General features: G+C 67.6%; 11 protein-coding genes. 6 read left to right on the plus strand and 5 right to left on the minus strand.

The annotated features are described in order from the left end of the window. The 5 genes from ROR02_RS13650 to ROR02_RS13670 form a co-directional block, all read left to right on the plus strand. On the plus strand, positions 1-309 hold a 309-nt coding region (locus tag ROR02_RS13650; RefSeq protein ID WP_147164597.1), incomplete at its 5' end, for an SPOR domain-containing protein. Next, entirely contained in the window at positions 299-1,318 is a 1,020-nt protein-coding gene (gene nagZ / locus ROR02_RS13655; RefSeq protein WP_147164598.1) for a beta-N-acetylhexosaminidase, read from the plus strand. The genes ROR02_RS13650 and nagZ, both read left to right, overlap by 11 nt. Continuing rightward, positions 1,311-2,000, plus strand: coding sequence for a site-2 protease family protein (locus tag ROR02_RS13660; protein ID WP_147164599.1), 690 nt, complete (start codon positions 1,311-1,313; stop codon positions 1,998-2,000). Before nagZ ends, ROR02_RS13660 begins: the two co-directional genes overlap by 8 nt. Positions 2,001-2,060: 60 nt before the next feature. Then, positions 2,061-2,897, plus strand: a complete 837-nt coding sequence (locus ROR02_RS13665; RefSeq protein WP_147164600.1) for a segregation and condensation protein A — start codon at positions 2,061-2,063, stop codon at positions 2,895-2,897. Positions 2,898-3,043: 146 nt separating this feature from the next. Further along, on the plus strand, positions 3,044-4,126 hold the full coding sequence (locus ROR02_RS13670) for an ADP-ribosylglycohydrolase family protein (RefSeq protein WP_147164601.1): 1,083 nt from the start codon (positions 3,044-3,046) through the stop codon (positions 4,124-4,126). A 124-nt stretch (positions 4,127-4,250) separates the two neighbouring features. Here ROR02_RS13670 and ROR02_RS13675 read toward each other — a convergent pair whose 3' ends face one another. From ROR02_RS13675 to ROR02_RS13695, 5 genes are all read right to left on the minus strand, one after another. Continuing rightward, the gene (locus ROR02_RS13675; protein ID WP_147164602.1) at positions 4,251-8,468 is read right to left on the minus strand and encodes a PAS domain S-box protein; all 4,218 of its coding nucleotides are present in this window, start codon (positions 8,466-8,468) and stop codon (positions 4,251-4,253) included. Positions 8,469-8,681: 213 nt separating this feature from the next. After that, positions 8,682-11,039, minus strand: coding sequence for an ATP-dependent Clp protease ATP-binding subunit ClpA (gene clpA, locus ROR02_RS13680; RefSeq protein WP_147164603.1), 2,358 nt, complete (start codon positions 11,037-11,039; stop codon positions 8,682-8,684). Positions 11,040-11,144: 105 nt separating this feature from the next. Then, positions 11,145-11,513 (minus strand): ATP-dependent Clp protease adapter ClpS, encoded by a 369-nt coding sequence (gene clpS / locus ROR02_RS13685; protein ID WP_246135551.1) that lies wholly within the window; start codon positions 11,511-11,513, stop codon positions 11,145-11,147. Positions 11,514-11,743: 230 nt separating this feature from the next. Then, positions 11,744-12,427, minus strand: coding sequence for a phasin family protein (locus tag ROR02_RS13690; protein WP_170245121.1), 684 nt, complete (start codon positions 12,425-12,427; stop codon positions 11,744-11,746). A 235-nt stretch (positions 12,428-12,662) separates the two neighbouring features. Beyond that, positions 12,663-13,361: a hypothetical protein gene (locus tag ROR02_RS13695; RefSeq protein WP_147164605.1), complete on the minus strand. Its 699-nt coding sequence runs from the start codon at positions 13,359-13,361 to the stop codon at positions 12,663-12,665. A 255-nt stretch (positions 13,362-13,616) separates the two neighbouring features. Between ROR02_RS13695 and ROR02_RS13700 the strand changes: the two genes are divergently transcribed. After that, entirely contained in the window at positions 13,617-15,083 is a 1,467-nt protein-coding gene (locus tag ROR02_RS13700) for a D-alanyl-D-alanine carboxypeptidase (RefSeq protein ID WP_147164606.1), read from the plus strand. Positions 15,084-15,291: the final 208 nt, after the last annotated feature.

A 15,291-nucleotide genomic window follows, 5' to 3' on the forward strand; every position in this document is an offset into this window, starting at 1 on the left:
CCCGCCGCCGCCCAGCCCGCGCCGGCGCCGGCGCCGGCGCCCGCCCCCTCCTCCACCGCTCGCGGCGCCTATTCGGTCCAGTTCGTGGCCCTGCGCACCCCGGAGGACGCCGAAGCCGTGTGGCGCAAGATGGTTGAACAACACCGCGACCTGATTGGCTCCTTGCAGCACGAAATTGTTCGCGCCGATCTGGGAAGCAAGGGCGTGTTCTATCGCCTGCGCGCCAAGGGACTGGCCAGCAAGGCCGACGCCAAGACCCTGTGCGACGCCCTGGTGGCCCGAGGACAGGGGTGCATCCTTGTCCGGTAACCCCCTTGCCCTGATCCTGGGGATTGCCGGCCCGACCCTGACCCCCTGGGAAACCGCCTTCTTGCGTGAAGCCGATCCGTTCGGCTTCATCCTGTTCAACCGCAACGTCGAGTCGCCGGCCCAGATCCAGGCGCTGACGGAAACCCTGCGCGCCCTGGTCGGACGCCCCGACGCCCCCATCCTGATCGACCAGGAAGGCGGCCGGGTGCGGCGCCTGGGCCCGCCGTTCTGGCGCGCCCCGCCGCCGGCCGAGGTTTTCGGGCAGCTGTTTGCCCGCGATCCGGACAAGGGCCTGGAAGCCACGCGCCTCAACGCCCGCCTCATTGCCCACGATCTTGGCGCGCTGGGAATCGATACCGATTGCCTGCCGGTGCTTGACGTGCGCCACCCGGGCGCCCACGACATTGTCGGCGACCGGGCCTTCGCCGAGGACCCGGCCGTGGTCACGGCCTTGGGCCGCGCCGTGATCGAGGGCTTGCAGGCCGGCGGGGTCTATCCGGTCATCAAGCACATTCCCGGCCATGGCCGGGCCCAGGTGGACAGCCACGAACACCTGCCCGTGGTCGAGTGCTCCTTGGAGCAGATGGAGGCCCATGACCTGCCGCCGTTCCGGGCCCTGGCCGACGCCCCCTTCGCCATGACCGCGCACATCGTGTTCCCGGCCATCGATCCCGACGCCCCCGCCACCTTGTCGGCCCGGGTGGTCGAGGAGGTCATCCGGGGCGCGTGCGGCTTTGATGGCCTGCTGATGACCGACGACCTGTCGATGAAGGCCCTGAAGGGATCCATGGTCGAACGGACCCGGGCTTCCTTTGACGCCGGCTGCGATCTGGTCTTGCATTGCAACGGGGTGGCTTCCGAAATGGAAGCCGTGGTGAGCGCCGCCCGTCCCCTTGACGCGGCGGGCACCCGCCGGTGGGACCGCGCCCGCGCCGGGCGGCTCGCGCCGGCGCCGTGCGACCCCGCCGCCCTGCTCGACCGCCTGGGAGACCTCCTCGCGCATGGCTGACATCCTGTTCGACGTGCTCACCTGGCTGCCGGGGCTGGTGCTGGCCATCACCTTGCACGAGGCCGCCCACGGCTACGTGGCCAACTGGAAGGGCGATCCCACGGCACGCCTGATGGGGCGCCTGAGCCTCAACCCCCTGCGCCATGTCGAGCCCTTTGGCACCTTGATCCTGCCCGGGCTTTTGTTCCTGGCCAGCGCGCCCTTCCTGTTCGGATGGGCGCGTCCGGTCCCCATCGACCCGCGCAACCTCAAGGCCCCGCGTCGGGACATGGCCTGGATCGCGCTCGCCGGCCCGGGCATGAACGTCTTCCTGGCCGTGGCCTCGGCCGCCGCCTTGCACCTGGCGTTGTTCCTGCCCGACGAAGCCCTGCGCTGGATCGGCACGGCCTTGCAGCGCTCGGTGCTGATCAACTGCGTGCTGGCGGTGTTCAACATGATCCCCCTTCCGCCCCTGGACGGGGGGCGCCTGCTGGTTGGGGTGCTGCCCCTGAGGGCGGCGCGGGCGGTTGCCCGCCTGGAACCGATCGGGCTGCCCCTCATTTTGGGGGTGTTGTTCCTGCTGCCGCTCGGCCTTCACCTGGTGGGGATCAGCGCTGATCCGTTTTCGCTGCTGATCAGCCCCCTGATCCGGGCCCTGGTTGGAGCCGTCTACCTCACCGCCGGCCTGCCGCTTTCGCTGTAGCGGCCGGCCCCGCGGGGCCCTGCACCCTTTTTCGCCTGCTTCCCCCGCGGGGCCCCTGGCATGACGCCCGTGTCTGATTCTTCTTCCCCCTCCGCCCCTGCCGGTTCCTCTGCCGCCCTCCCGTCGTCCGAGGACGGGCCCGAGCGCTTGGTTGACCTGGTGCTCAATCTGGAAGGGTTCGAAGGCCCGATCGATGTCCTGCTGACCCTGGCCCGTGACCAGAAGGTGGACCTCGCCCGGTTGTCGATCCTGCAACTGGCCGAGCAATACCTGGCTTTTGTCGCCACGGCCCGGCGCCTGCGCCTCGACCTGGCGGCCGACTATCTGGTCATGGCGGCGTGGCTTGCGTACCTGAAGTCGCGGCTGCTGCTGCCGGTGCCGAAGGAAACCGAGGAGGAGCCCAGTGGCGCGGCCATGGCGGCCGCCTTGCAGTTCCAGTTGCGCCGCCTGGAGGCCATGCAAAAGGCCGGACAGACCTTGATGGAACGCCCCCGCCTGGGGGTTGACGTGTTCGCGCGCGGGCGCCCCGAGGGGCTGGTGGTGGTCAAGAAACCGGTGTTCTCCACCACCTTGCACGAGTTGCTGCGCGCCTATGGCTCGGTGCGCCGGGCCCAGGCCCGGCCGCGCGTTCTCACGGTCGAGCCCTTCGATCTTTACAGCGTGGACGATGCCTTGCGCCGTTTTGAAAGCATGCTGGGCAGCCTGGGCGACTGGACCGGGCTCGCGGCCTTCCTGCCGCCGCCCGACCCCAGTGCCCTGGTGCGCCGCTCGGCGGTTGCCGCGACCTTCGTGGCGGCCCTGGAACTGACCCGCCAGGGTGTCTTGGATCTGCGCCAGGACGGGGGGCCGGACGCGCCCTTGCTCGTGCGCCGGCGCGCGGTTCCGCCCACGCCCTGAAGCTATTGCCTGAAAAAAACATAAACAATGGAACACACAGGGGAGCCCTTCTCCCAAAGCGCTTGAAGGTCCGGCGGGCACGACCGATAAAGGACGCTCGATCAGCGAAAATCCTTGGTTTTATCCGTTTGCGAACGAGTTCCGTCATGACCCCTGTTCCTCCCCTTCCCGACCGGTTCCGGGGCTGCCTTCTGGCCTGCGCCATTGGCGACGCCCTGGGGGCTCCGATCGAATTCCTGTCCTTGCCCCATATCCGCGATCGCTTCGGCGCGCGGGGCGTGCGCGACTTCGTGACCTCGGCCGACGGGCTGGGCAGTTTTACCGACGACACCCAGATGACCCTGTTCACCGCCGACGGGCTGATCCGCGCCGCCGCCCCGCCGGCCCACGATCCCCTTCCCTTCCTCCACCGTGCCTATGTGCGCTGGCTGGCCACGCAACGGGAGGCCGGCGCTCCCGACATCGCCCCGGACCTGCCGGGCTGGCTGGGCCTGCATCCGGCCTTGCAGGCGCGCCGGGCCCCGGGAGCCACCTGCCTGGGCGCGCTGCACGCCCACCGCCCGGGCTCGACCGAGGCCCCCTTGAACAACAGCAAGGGCTGTGGCGGCGTCATGCGGGTGGCGCCCATCGGGCTGGCCTGCACGGACCCCTCGCGCGCCTTCGGCCTGGGCTGCGCCGCCGCGGCCCTGACCCACGGCCACCCCAGCGGCTACCTCACCGCCGGCGTGCTGGCCGCCCTGATCAGCGTGCTCACCCAGGGCGAGAGCCTGGATCAGGCCCTGGAACACGCCAGGGCCCTGTTGCGTCCGCACGCGGGCGCCGAGGAAACCCTGGCCGCCCTGGAAGCCGCCCAGACCCTGGCCCAGGCCGGACCGCCCTCGCCCGAGGCCCTGGAGACCCTGGGGGAAGGCTGGGTCGCCGAGGAAGCCCTGGGCATCGCCGTGTATGCCGTGCTCGCCACCACCACCCTGGAAGAGGCCCTGGTGCTCGCGGTCAATCATGGCGGCGACAGTGACAGCACCGGCGCCATTGCCGGCGCCCTGGTCGGCACCCGCGACGGTACCGCCGCGATGCCGATACGCTGGGTCAGCCGGCTGGAGGCCCAGGACCTGATCGAACAGGTGGCCGACGATCTCTACCAGGCCACCCGCCACGGCACGGTGGACCTGGAGCGCTATCCCACCGACCAGGAACGCGCCCGCTTCCCCGACACCGGCGCCCCGACCTGATCCCCAAGGAGGGGTGGACCGACTGGAGCGCATTCGCTGATCCGTTTTGATCGCGGATTACTCTAAAATTTATAGAATCAGGCTGAAACTGGGCCAATGTGACTCAAGTTGATCCAGTTTCAGTCTAGGCATCCAGGCGTTCCAGTTCGCGCAGGGCCTGGGTGGTGGCTTCCTCAAGGGCCATGAAAAGCGGCTCCAACTGGTCCGGCTTGTCCGCGTTCCGTTCAAAGGCCAGGGCCAGCCCCCCCGTGCGCCGGGCGCCGAACTGCCCGGCCAGCCCCTTCAGGGAATGGGCTTCCCGCCGGAGAGCCACCGGATCCTGATCGCGCAGGCTCCGCCCCACGGCGGCAACCAGGGTCACCATGCGCTCGCGTGCCGACTCGACCAGATGCCGGAGGCTGGCCGTGCCCACGATGCCATGCAACCCCTCCAGAACACTGGGATCATACACCGGCAGCGCGCGCCAGGCCTCGTTGGGATCGTCGGGCGGACCTGGGTCCGCCGGCGGGTCTTCCTTCGGAGCCTCGGAGACAGAGACCAGCGGGGCCGGCTCGGGGGGGGCCGCCTCCCGTGCCCCAGGGTTCCCCTGTTGCCCCGTCAATCGGGCCATCACAGCCGCCAGTTGTTTCCAGTCCACGGGCTTGGTGACCAGATCATCGAAGCCCCGCGTCAGGGCCCCCTCGCGATCGGCTTCATGGACACCGGCGGTCAAGGCCACAATGGGCGTGCGCGCCACCGGTGTATCCAGGTCACGCAAGCGCCGGGTGGCTTCGATCCCATCCATGTCGGGCATCTGCAGGTCCATCAAGATCAGATCGAAAGGCGGGTGGGCGGAGGTGGCCGCTTCGATCCCCTCGCGGCCGTTGGCCGCCGTCGTCACCCGATGCCCGCCGCGTTCCAGAACCGTGGCAATCAATTCGCGGTTTGTTTCGTTGTCCTCGACCAGCAGCACCCGCAGCCTTTGATCCAGGCTCGTCACCAGGGCCGGCAGGGTCGAGGGGGCCAGGCTGATCACCCGCGCCGGGTCGCCCTCGGCCAGGATGACATGAACCGTGAACGTCGATCCCTCTCCCGGCTGGCTGGCGACACTGATGGTGCCTTGCATCATGTCCAGCAGGCGCTCGCAGATGGTCAGCCCCAGCCCCGTGCCTCCAAACCGCCGGGTGGTCGAGGCATCGGCCTGGCTGAAGGGATTGAACAAGCGGGAAAGCTGCGCCTCGTCCATGCCCACGCCGGTGTCGGCGACTTCCACGGTCAGCGCGACGGCCCCATCCGGGGAGGGAGCGGCCTCCACCTTCACCCACACGCTGCCCTTTTCGGTGAACTTGACCGCATTGCCCACCAGATTGAACAAGATCTGGCGCAAGCGGGCCGGATCGCCCCGCAAAACCAGGGGCGGGCCTTCGGGCAGGACGGCTTCCAACGTCAGATTCCGTTCCACCGCGCGGGCGAGGAAAACCCCCACCACGTCCTCGATCACGTCTCCCAGGCGGAAATCAACGCACTCCAGAACCATTTGCCCGGCTTCGATCTTGGAGAAATCAAGCACATCGTCCAGCACGCCCAGCAAGGTCCGGGCCGAACGCTTCAAGGTTCCCAGGAACCGGCGCTGCTCGTCGTTCAGATCGGTGGCCAGCAGCAGGTCGCCCATGCCCAGGATCCCGGTCATTGGCGTGCGGATTTCGTGGCTCATCATGGCCAGGAACTGGGATTTGGCCAGATTGGCCGCCTCGGCCTGCGCCTTGGCCGCCTGAAGAGCCTCTTCGTAGCGGCGCATTTCGGTAATGTCGGAATGGGTGCCGACCATGCGGGTCGGCCGGCCGGCCCCATCGCGCAAGGCCATGCCCCGGTCCAGCACCCAAACGTAATGGCCTTCGGCATGCTGGAGCCGGATCACCGTGCGGTACTGGGGCGAGGTCCCCTCCAGGTGCAAGCGCCGGGCTTCCCGCGCCCGCGCGCGGTCGTCGGGATGGATGCGCGCCGCCCACCGCGCCGGATCCTCGCCGATGTCCGTCTCGTCAAGCCCCAGGATTTCGCGGCTGCGTGGCGACACATACAGCCGGTCCAAACGAAGGTCCCAGTCCCAAATGCCATCGTTGGCACCGCGCATGGCCAGATCAAACCGCTCCTGCACGCGCAGGATTTCCTGACGCGAGGACTCCAGCGAACGGGCCAGTTCCTTCAGTTCCTCGGCCTGACGGCCCAGCTTGACGTTGGCCTCGCGCAAGGCCAGTTCGCGCTGGCGGGACTGGGTGACATCCATGCACGCGCCGCGATAGCCGCTCCACGCCCCGGTTTGATCCAAAACCGGCACCCCCGACAGCAGTTGCCAGGAATCACCGCTTTCGGGCAGTGGAACCCGGAACGCCACGTCGGAAAAGCGTACCCGCTTGTCGGCCAGGTCGCGCAGCAGGGGTTCGACGCGGATCCGGTCCTCGGGGTGCATCAACCCGAACAACGAGCGCCCCAGCACGTCGTTGACCGAAAGCCCCAGCTGGTCCGGCGCGCGGCCGGTGATGAAAATGAAGCGAAACGCCGAATCGACCTCGTAGATCAGCTCGCCCACCGAATCGGTGACATCGCGGAACCGCAGCTCCGACAGGCGCAACGCCTCCTCGGCCGCGCGCCGGCGGGTCACGTCGCGGACCATGATCAACACCCCTGGCCGGCCGCCATAGTCGAACGGCATGCCCCGCAGCTCCGCTTGCAAGGTCTCGCGGGTCAAGGCGTTGATGTGCATGGATTCGGTCATCAATTCGCCCTGCGCCGCATCGCCTTCCAGAAAACGGCGCAAGTCCTGCCGGGCCCGGGGATCCAGCCATTTGTCCAACGGCTGGCCCAGCATGGTGGTGGGCTCCAGGCCATACAACGAAAAGGCCGCGCGATTGGCATCGATGACATTGCCGTGGGGGTCCAGGACGAACAGCCCGTCGCCCACGCTTTCAAAAATCGCCCGGTAACGCCGTTCGCTGCGCCGCAAGGCCTGCTCGGCGCGCTTGCGGCCGGTGACATCGCGGAAAAACCACGCATGGCCCAGGGTTTCGTTGCCCGGACCGGTCAGGCGTTTGCAGATCCGTTCCAACACCCGCGTATCATGCAATCGAACCTCGGTGCCCTCGTCGATCGCGCTGGGGTTTTGCAGCAGGGCCTGGACATCGGCGCGAAACACCTGGGGATTGACCAGCATGGGCTCGATGGCCTCAAGCAGCAAGGCCCCCCTGGCGTTGTCGCGCACGTCCTGGGGCAGGCGCCACATGTCCATGAAGCGGTGATTCCACGAAACAACGGCTCCGCCGCGATCGGTGATCAGAACGCCATCGGGTGAATTCTCCTGCTGCACGCTGAGCAGGGCGTTTTGCATCTTCAGGGATTTTTCGATCTCGTGGCGGCGGCGCAACTGACCGCACAGCTGGAGCGTCAGCCACGTGCCGCCGCCCAGGATCACGAACAAGATCCCCACCGTGGCCTCGACGGCTTTTTCCCAGGGGGCCAGGGTCGTGTCCTCGTCCACGGTGACCAGGACAATCAGCGGAAAATGGTCCACCCGCCGCTCGGCAATGATGCGGGGCACCCCATCAAGGGCCGAAACGCGACGGGCAACCTGGCGGGGGACCACCACCCCCAGCCGCTCGCGAATCGCGGGGACATCCCGGCCCACCACGCCCGGCAACGCGGGCACCCGGGCCAGGATGGGCCCTTCCGCGTGAACCAGGGCCGCCGTGGCCAGGGGGGCCTCCAGGATGGACTGGAACAGCTCGTTCAGCCGGGATTGATCGATCAGCCCGACCACGGCGCCCTGGGGAACCCCACGTTCGTTCACGACCGCGCGCCCGATGTTCAACAGCCAGCGCGTGCCATAGGGAGCCCAGGTCATCGCCGGACTGATCACCGCGCGCTGCTGATCGCGCGCGGCCAGGATGCGGGTGATATCGGGGAGCGAGGGCAGTTCCTCGTTGCCCAAGGATCCCGCGCGCAGCACAACCTTCCCTTGGGGGTCCAGCAACAAAATGTCCACCAGCAAGGGGTGGATGTCGCGAACATGCTGAATTCGTTCCAGGAAATCGGCCCGGGCATGAAGCGTGTCCATCGGCAGCGCGCCGGCGGTCTCGGCCAGGTCCGAAACCTCCTCGCCCAGATCCTCCATGGCCTGACTGACCAAGGTGGCGTAGGTCAGGGCAAAGCCGTCAACCACGACCTCGGCCCGTTCCAAGGCATCGGAGCGCATTTCCGCGATCCAGGCGCCCGCCAGCAAAACAAGACCAAGCGCCAGCGTCAGCGCCACGGCCACCACCGAGCGCACCGTGAAATCGGCCGGCGGCTGCCTATCCGCTCCACCCTCCACGCCGGGTCTCCCGTCGAAAGACCAACCGGCCTTCCTGGCGCCCAGGACAAGGGCGCCCGTCGATGACCGATCCCGTGCCGGCCACTCTTTTGTTTTGCCCTTTTAACGATAAAAAGGAAACCCCCGGAAGGGCCCCTTCCCGCGCTGGCGATCAAATAACGGCGGCATCGACAGGCAGGAAGCCCCCCGGCGCATGTTCCGGGGGGCGATGGATCACGAAGCCGGGGTGGGTTCGTCGTGGGCGGGCCCGTCGCCGTCCAGATCGTCGACGCTGTCTCCCTCGTCCTGGTCGGTCACGGGAAGCTCGCCCGCGGGCAGGTCAAAGAAGGCAAAGGTCGGCTTGTCGTCCTCGATTCCCACCTTGACCCGTCCGCCCTTGGCCAGGCGCCCGAACAGCAGTTCCTCGGCCAGGGGCTTCTTCAAGGTTTCCTGGATCAAGCGCGCCAGCGGGCGGGCGCCCATGCGCCGGTCGTAGCCCTTTTCCGCGAGCCAGCGCCGGGCCTTGTCGGTCAGCTCGATGGTGACGTTGCGATCGGCCAGCAGGGCCTCCAGCTCCATCACGAACTTGTCGACAACGCGTCCCACCACGTCCAGGGGCAGGCTGGCGAACGGAATGATCGCGTCCAGACGGTTGCGGAACTCGGGCGAGAAGGAACGGTCGATTTCCTCCAGGTCGTCGCCCTCGCGCACGTCGCGGGCAAAGCCGATCACATTGCGCGCCAGCGCCTGAGCCCCCGCGTTGGTGGTCATGATCAAGATCACGTTGCGGAAGCTCACCGTCTTGCCGTTGTGATCGGTCAGCGCCCCGTGGTCCATCACCTGCAGCAAAATGTTGAACAGGTCCGGGTGGGCCTTTTCGATCTCGTCGAGCAACAAGACGCAATGGGGCTTCTGGTCCACGGCATCGGTCAGAAGTCCACCTTGATCGAAGCCGACGTAGCCCGGCGGCGCCCCGATCAGCCGGGAAATGGAGTGGCGCTCCATGTACTCCGACATGTCGAAGCGGATCAGGTCGATCCCCAGGATCTTCGCCAGCTGGCGGGCCACCTCGGTCTTGCCGACGCCGGTGGGGCCGCTGAACAGGTAATTGCCAATCGGCTTGTCGGGCTCGCGCAGGCCGGCGCGGGCCAGCTTGATGGCCGTTGCCAGGGCCTCGATCGCGCGGTCCTGGCCAAAGACCAGGGTCTTGAGGTCCCGTTCCAGGGACTTCAGCACCGCCTGATCGTCGCGCGACACCGACTTGGCCGGAATGCGCGCGATCTTGGCCACCACGTCCTCGATGTCGCGCACCGTCACCGTCTTGCGCCGCCGGCTTTCGGGCAGCAGCATGCGGGCCGCGCCCACTTCGTCGATCACGTCGATCGCCTTGTCGGGCAGCTTGCGGTCGTGAATATGCTTGGCCGACAGCTCGACGGCCGCGCGCACCGCGTCGGCGGTGTAGCGCACCTTGTGGTGCTCCTCGTAATAGGACTTGATGCCCCGCAGGATGCGCACCGCGTCTTCCAGGGTCGGCTCGTTCACGTCGATTTTCTGGAAGCGGCGCACCAGGGCGCGGTCCTTCTCGAAGTGCGAGCGGAATTCCTTGTAGGTGGTCGAGCCGATGCAGCGCAGCGTGCCTTGGGCCAGCACCGGCTTCAGCAGGTTGGACGCATCCATCGACCCCCCGGAGGTGGCCCCGGCTCCGATCACCGTGTGAATCTCGTCGATGAACAAGACCGCACCCGGCAGGGCTTCCAGTTCGCTGATCACGGCCTTCAGCCGTTCCTCGAAGTCACCCCGGTAGCGGGTGCCGGCGAGCAGGGATCCCATGTCCAGGGAAAAGATCACGGCATCGTGCAAGACCTCGGGCACGTCCTTGTGAACGATGCGCCGGGCCAGCCCCTCGACAATGGCGGTCTTGCCCACGCCGGGATCGCCCACCAGCAAGGGATTGTTCTTGTTGCGCCGGCACAGGATCTGAATGGTCCGCTCCACCTCGGAGTCGCGGCCGATCAGGGGATCGATCCGTCCTTCGCGGGCCTTTTCGTTCAGGTTGACGCAATAGCTCGACAGGGCTTCCTGGCCCTTCTTGGGCGCGCTCTCGCTCTTGATTTCCTCGTCCATGCCGCGAGGCGCGCGCGCCTGACTTTGCCCGGGCGTCTTGGCCAGGCCATGGCTGATGAAGTTGACCGCGTCCAGCCGGGTCATGTCCTGCATCTGCAGGTAATAAACGGCGTGACTTTCCCGCTCGCTGAACAAGGCCACCAGGATGTTGGCGCCCGTCACCTGATCGCGCCCCGAGGATTGCACATGAATGGCGGCGCGCTGCACGACGCGCTGGAACCCAGCGGTCGGCTTGGGATCCCCCTCGATTGTCGGATTGATCAGGCCGGTCAGCTCGGTTTGCAGGAAATCCTCCAGCTGGCCGCGCAGGCGTTCGATTTCAACCGCGCAGGCCCGCAACACGGCGGCTGCGTCCTCGTCGTCGATCAAGGCCAGCAACAGGTGCTCCAAGGTGGCGTACTCGTGCCGACGCTGGGAGGCAAGGGCAAGGGCCCGGTGAAGCGTTTGTTCGAGATTGCGAGACAGCATGCCCGCTCCTTTCGTATCGGCTGATCGACCCGGATCACCCCGGGGCAGGCGCCCCGACCCCGTGGACGCTTTCCCGTTTCCTTGCCCTTTGATTTTTGGGCGGCCTCACTCCTTTTCAAGCGTGCACTGCAAGGGATGCTGCGAACGGCGGGCCAGATCCATGACCTGCCCCACCTTGGTTTCAGCGACCTCGTAGGTATAGACCCCACACAGGCCCACGCCGCGCTGGTGCACGTTGAGCATGATGGTTGTTGCCTCCTCGTTCGATTTCCCGAAGAAGCGTTCCAGGACATGGACGACGAACTCCATCGGCGTGTAGTCGTCGTTCAGCATGAGGACCTTGTACATCGACGGCTTTCTGGTCTTCGGCTTGGCCTTGACCACGACGCCCGTGCCCGGCTGATGGCCGGTCCCGTTGTCGTCCTCCCCTTCCGGTCCAAGATGGGGAACCGTGCTACAGTAGACAGTTGTCATGGGTTCAGCTCGGCTTCCTGCTGCGCGCGGATAGGCTTTGCCATCATATTGGTAATTTCCACCGCTGATAAAGGGCCAAAAAGGGTCGCCCCCCGCCCCCATTGGCTGCCCACGCCCGGCGCGGGCCGCGTTTCGACGAAAAAAGGCGCGCCGTGGGCGCGCCCTTTGATCAGGCGGGAGGCCACGCCTCGCGCGGCCGGCACCAAAAGCGGGAAAGGACGCGCCGCCGTTCAGGGGCGAGCGATGCCAGGCCGGCCTTCCAGGGCCGCTTGCGACCACCTGGACGACGATGCCACCACCGGCTTCATCGCTTCTTCCCAGGTCCCACTGGCGACCGCGAGCAGGTCCACCCCGGTTCGCCAGGTCCGGTCCGCCATCCGTCCCAGGGCTTCCATCTGCACCGAAACCGCCGCCGCCGGATCCGTGCACGCCCACAGATCCCGGTTCAGGCTCGCGGTTTCCTCGCCCAGATGCTCCAGGTAGGTCAGGCAACAGGCCTGAACCCGCGTTCCGGCGTCCATCAGAACCGCCGCGCTGGTTTCAAGGGCGTCGAACGCGTCGGGCAGCAGGCGCGCGGCCTCCAGGACGGGCGCCCCGGACGAGAGCGGGAGGGGCTCCGGGGCCGGCGCGGCTTCGACAGGCGAAGCCACCCCAGGCGCCGGCTCCCCGACGGCGACCACCTCGGTGGCGACCGCCTCGGTGGCAACCGCCTCGGTGGCAACCGCCTCGGTGGTGACCGCCTCGGTGGTGACCGCCTCGGGCACCGGCGTCCCGGGAGCAGGCTCTTCCCCGGACGAGGAAACAGCCGGCGCCGGCGCGGGGTCGACCGCCGTTTCCACGGTGGAGGCCGCCTCGGGCTTGGCGCTGACGCCGCGCCCGGACGCCTTGGAGGACGCCTTACGGGGAGTGGTCATGATCTGGACTCCTCGACGAAAGGGGGGGACGAAAGGGGTGGGGACGAAAGGGGGGGAGCGGCCAACGGCCGAAGAAAACACGCGAAACACGTGCGTGAACGGCCCATGACGAATCCCCGTGCCCCGGTGGGGGGCCGTGGACCCTTCAGGCATGGCAAAAACCTTGCTGCAATGCAGCAAGGGCACTATGCCCGCCGCCCGTCCCGGAGTCAATCCCCCCTTGCGCTTCAGGCGTTCACGGGGCCCAGGGATCATCGCGCAAGCCGTCGGGTCCCACCCGCAAGGCGAAATGAAACTGCCGGCGGCGCTCCTCCTCGAAGCTGCCCCGGTCGGCGCGGGCATAGGAAGGCAGCGCCCCCCCCAGGGGGAGCCAGGAGAGCAGCAGATCGTTGAAACGCAAGGTTTGATAGGCGGGCTGCCGCCGGGCCCAGGCCTGGAACACGACGTGCCGGTCCAGGCAGCCGCTCGCGATCCAGTAGTGATCATCCGACTCCAAAGACAGGCCCACGGGGGGCGGCTGCCCCACCCCATCGGCGCGCAGGGTCTCGATCAGGGCCTTCCATTGCCCCTCGTTCAAGGGCACCACCTGGCTTTCGCCGCGCCAGGGATCGAGCACGGCCCCCGGGCGATCCAGCGTCAGGGCCGAAAGATCCACCGCGCCCGGAATCCGGCGCCCCGACAGCCAGCGCCCCCCGGCGCCCGCGTGGGCTTCGTAGACCCGGACTTCCTCGGTATAAATCCCGTTGAAAACCAGACGCACGGTATCCGAATCATTCACCTCGCACCCGGCGCGCAGGTCATCGCCGTTGAGATATGAATACCAGGTCGCCTTGCGCACGAGGGGATTGCCGATGTCGCCCGTGGACGCGCAGCCCGCCGCCAGCAGCACGGTTCCCACGACGCCAAGAAGCCTCCAGGCCTTGAATCCGCCCATCGCGCCTGCCTCATCGAGATTTGGAACAAAACGGTGAACCATATTGACGATAATCAACTTTTCTTGACCATGACCCTGGCTTTGCGCTAGACAGGGACAAGTCCGTCCCATTACCCTTCGCCGTATCCGGCCCTGCGCACCGTGACACGCTCGCGCGCCGGACGCCACCTTTCCCTGGCGGGCCTGCGGCCCGAGGGGAACCCGTCATTCGCCGCCACCGGCCCAAAAAGCCACCCTTCAGCCCCAGGGGTCGCGATGTCTTACCTCCCCCTCACTCCCGCCGCCAGCCGTCGCGATCCCCCGCCCGCCCGCGCGCACGGGGGGCGTTGGCCTCGCCTGGCCTTTCTGGCCTTGCTCACCCTCCTCGGGGTTCTCGTTGGCCATCCCGGAGTCTCGCACGCCGGGTATGCCGCGCTCGTGGTTGATGCCGCCTCGGGCAAGGTGTTGTACGCCCGCAACGCCGACACCCGCAATTATCCGGCATCGCTCACCAAGATGATGACCCTTTACCTGCTGTTCGAGACCGTGGAACAGGGCAAACTGTCCCTTGCCAGCCGGATCCCGGTGTCGGCCCGCGCCGCGGGACAGCCGCCTTCCAAGCTGGGGGTAAGCGCCGGATCGACCATCCGGGTCGAGGACGCCATTCTGGCCCTGGTCACCCGTTCGGCCAACGACATCGCCGTGGCCGTCGCCGAAGCGGTGGGGGGCAGCGAATCCGCGTTTGCCCAGCGCATGAGCGCCAAGGCCCGCGCCCTGGGCATGGTCAACACCACCTTCAAGAACGCCTCGGGCCTGCCGAATTCCGGACAAACCACCTCGGCGCGCGACATGGTCCTGCTGGCCCTCGCCCTGCAGCGGCATTTCCCCAAGTATTATCACTATTTTTCCACCACCTCGTTTCGCTTCGATGGCCGCACCATCACCACGCACAACCATGTGCTCAGCCAGTACGCGGGCGCCGACGGCCTCAAGACGGGCTACATCAACGCCTCGGGCTACAACGTGGTGTCCTCGGCGGTCCGGGGAGGACAGCGCCTGGTGGCCGCCGTCATGGGCGGGCGCACCGCGCGCAGCCGCGACCAGGAGATGATGAGCCTGCTCGACAAAGGCTTCGCCACCTTGCGCCAGGGCGGCGCGCCGGACGCGGGAGCCTCCTCCATGGTTGTCGCCATGGCCCGAACCCGGGGAGCCGACGCCCAGCCGCAAGGCTCGGCCGACGATGCGCCCCTGCCGCCCCCCAGCAAGCCCGGCCGCGCCCCGACCTCCGCCCCGACTCCGGTTTTTGTCTCGTCTTCCAGCCCGGCGCTGGGCATCTCCGGGGACCGGCCGACCCAGATTGCCATGGCCACTCCTTTAGGCCAGGCGCCGGTGCCGCCGCCCCTGCCGACCTCGGTCAAGGCGAGCCTCCCGACGCCGCCGGCCCTGCCCGCGAAAAGCCTGTCGGCGGATGGAAGCTGGGGTGTTCAGGTGGGGGCGTATAGCAACGCCGACGCGGCCAACAGCTCGGCCGCCGGAGCCCTCAACGCCCTGCGGGGTCGCTTCAAGCCCACGCTGGCGGCTGCCGTGCTGACTCACCGCGCCGCCTCGGGGACCTTGTACCGCGCCCGGGTTCTTGGCCTGACCAGCCAGCGCGACGCCCAGGCCGCCTGCGCCACCTTGAAGAAAGCCAACCAGCCCTGCCTCGTGGTCCTGCCCTCGGGCAGCAGCATGGTACCGCGCTAAACGCAAGAAAAAGGCCCGGCCGCTACGTCCCGGCCGGGCCCCCGCGAAGCGACGGGGGGATGGCTGGAGGGAGCCGGAGGCGACCGGAGGACAGCACCCCGTCGCCAGAACACCCACCGCCATGATATCAGGTCGAACACTCACCCCCTGAGTGGACCGAAACAAGGGGGAAGGTCACTGGCCATCGCCGGTGTCAGCCCGGACCTTA

The sequence above is a fragment of the Pararhodospirillum oryzae genome (genome assembly GCF_007992075.1).
In the GTDB taxonomy this organism is placed as follows: domain Bacteria; phylum Pseudomonadota; class Alphaproteobacteria; order Rhodospirillales; family Rhodospirillaceae; genus Pararhodospirillum; species Pararhodospirillum oryzae.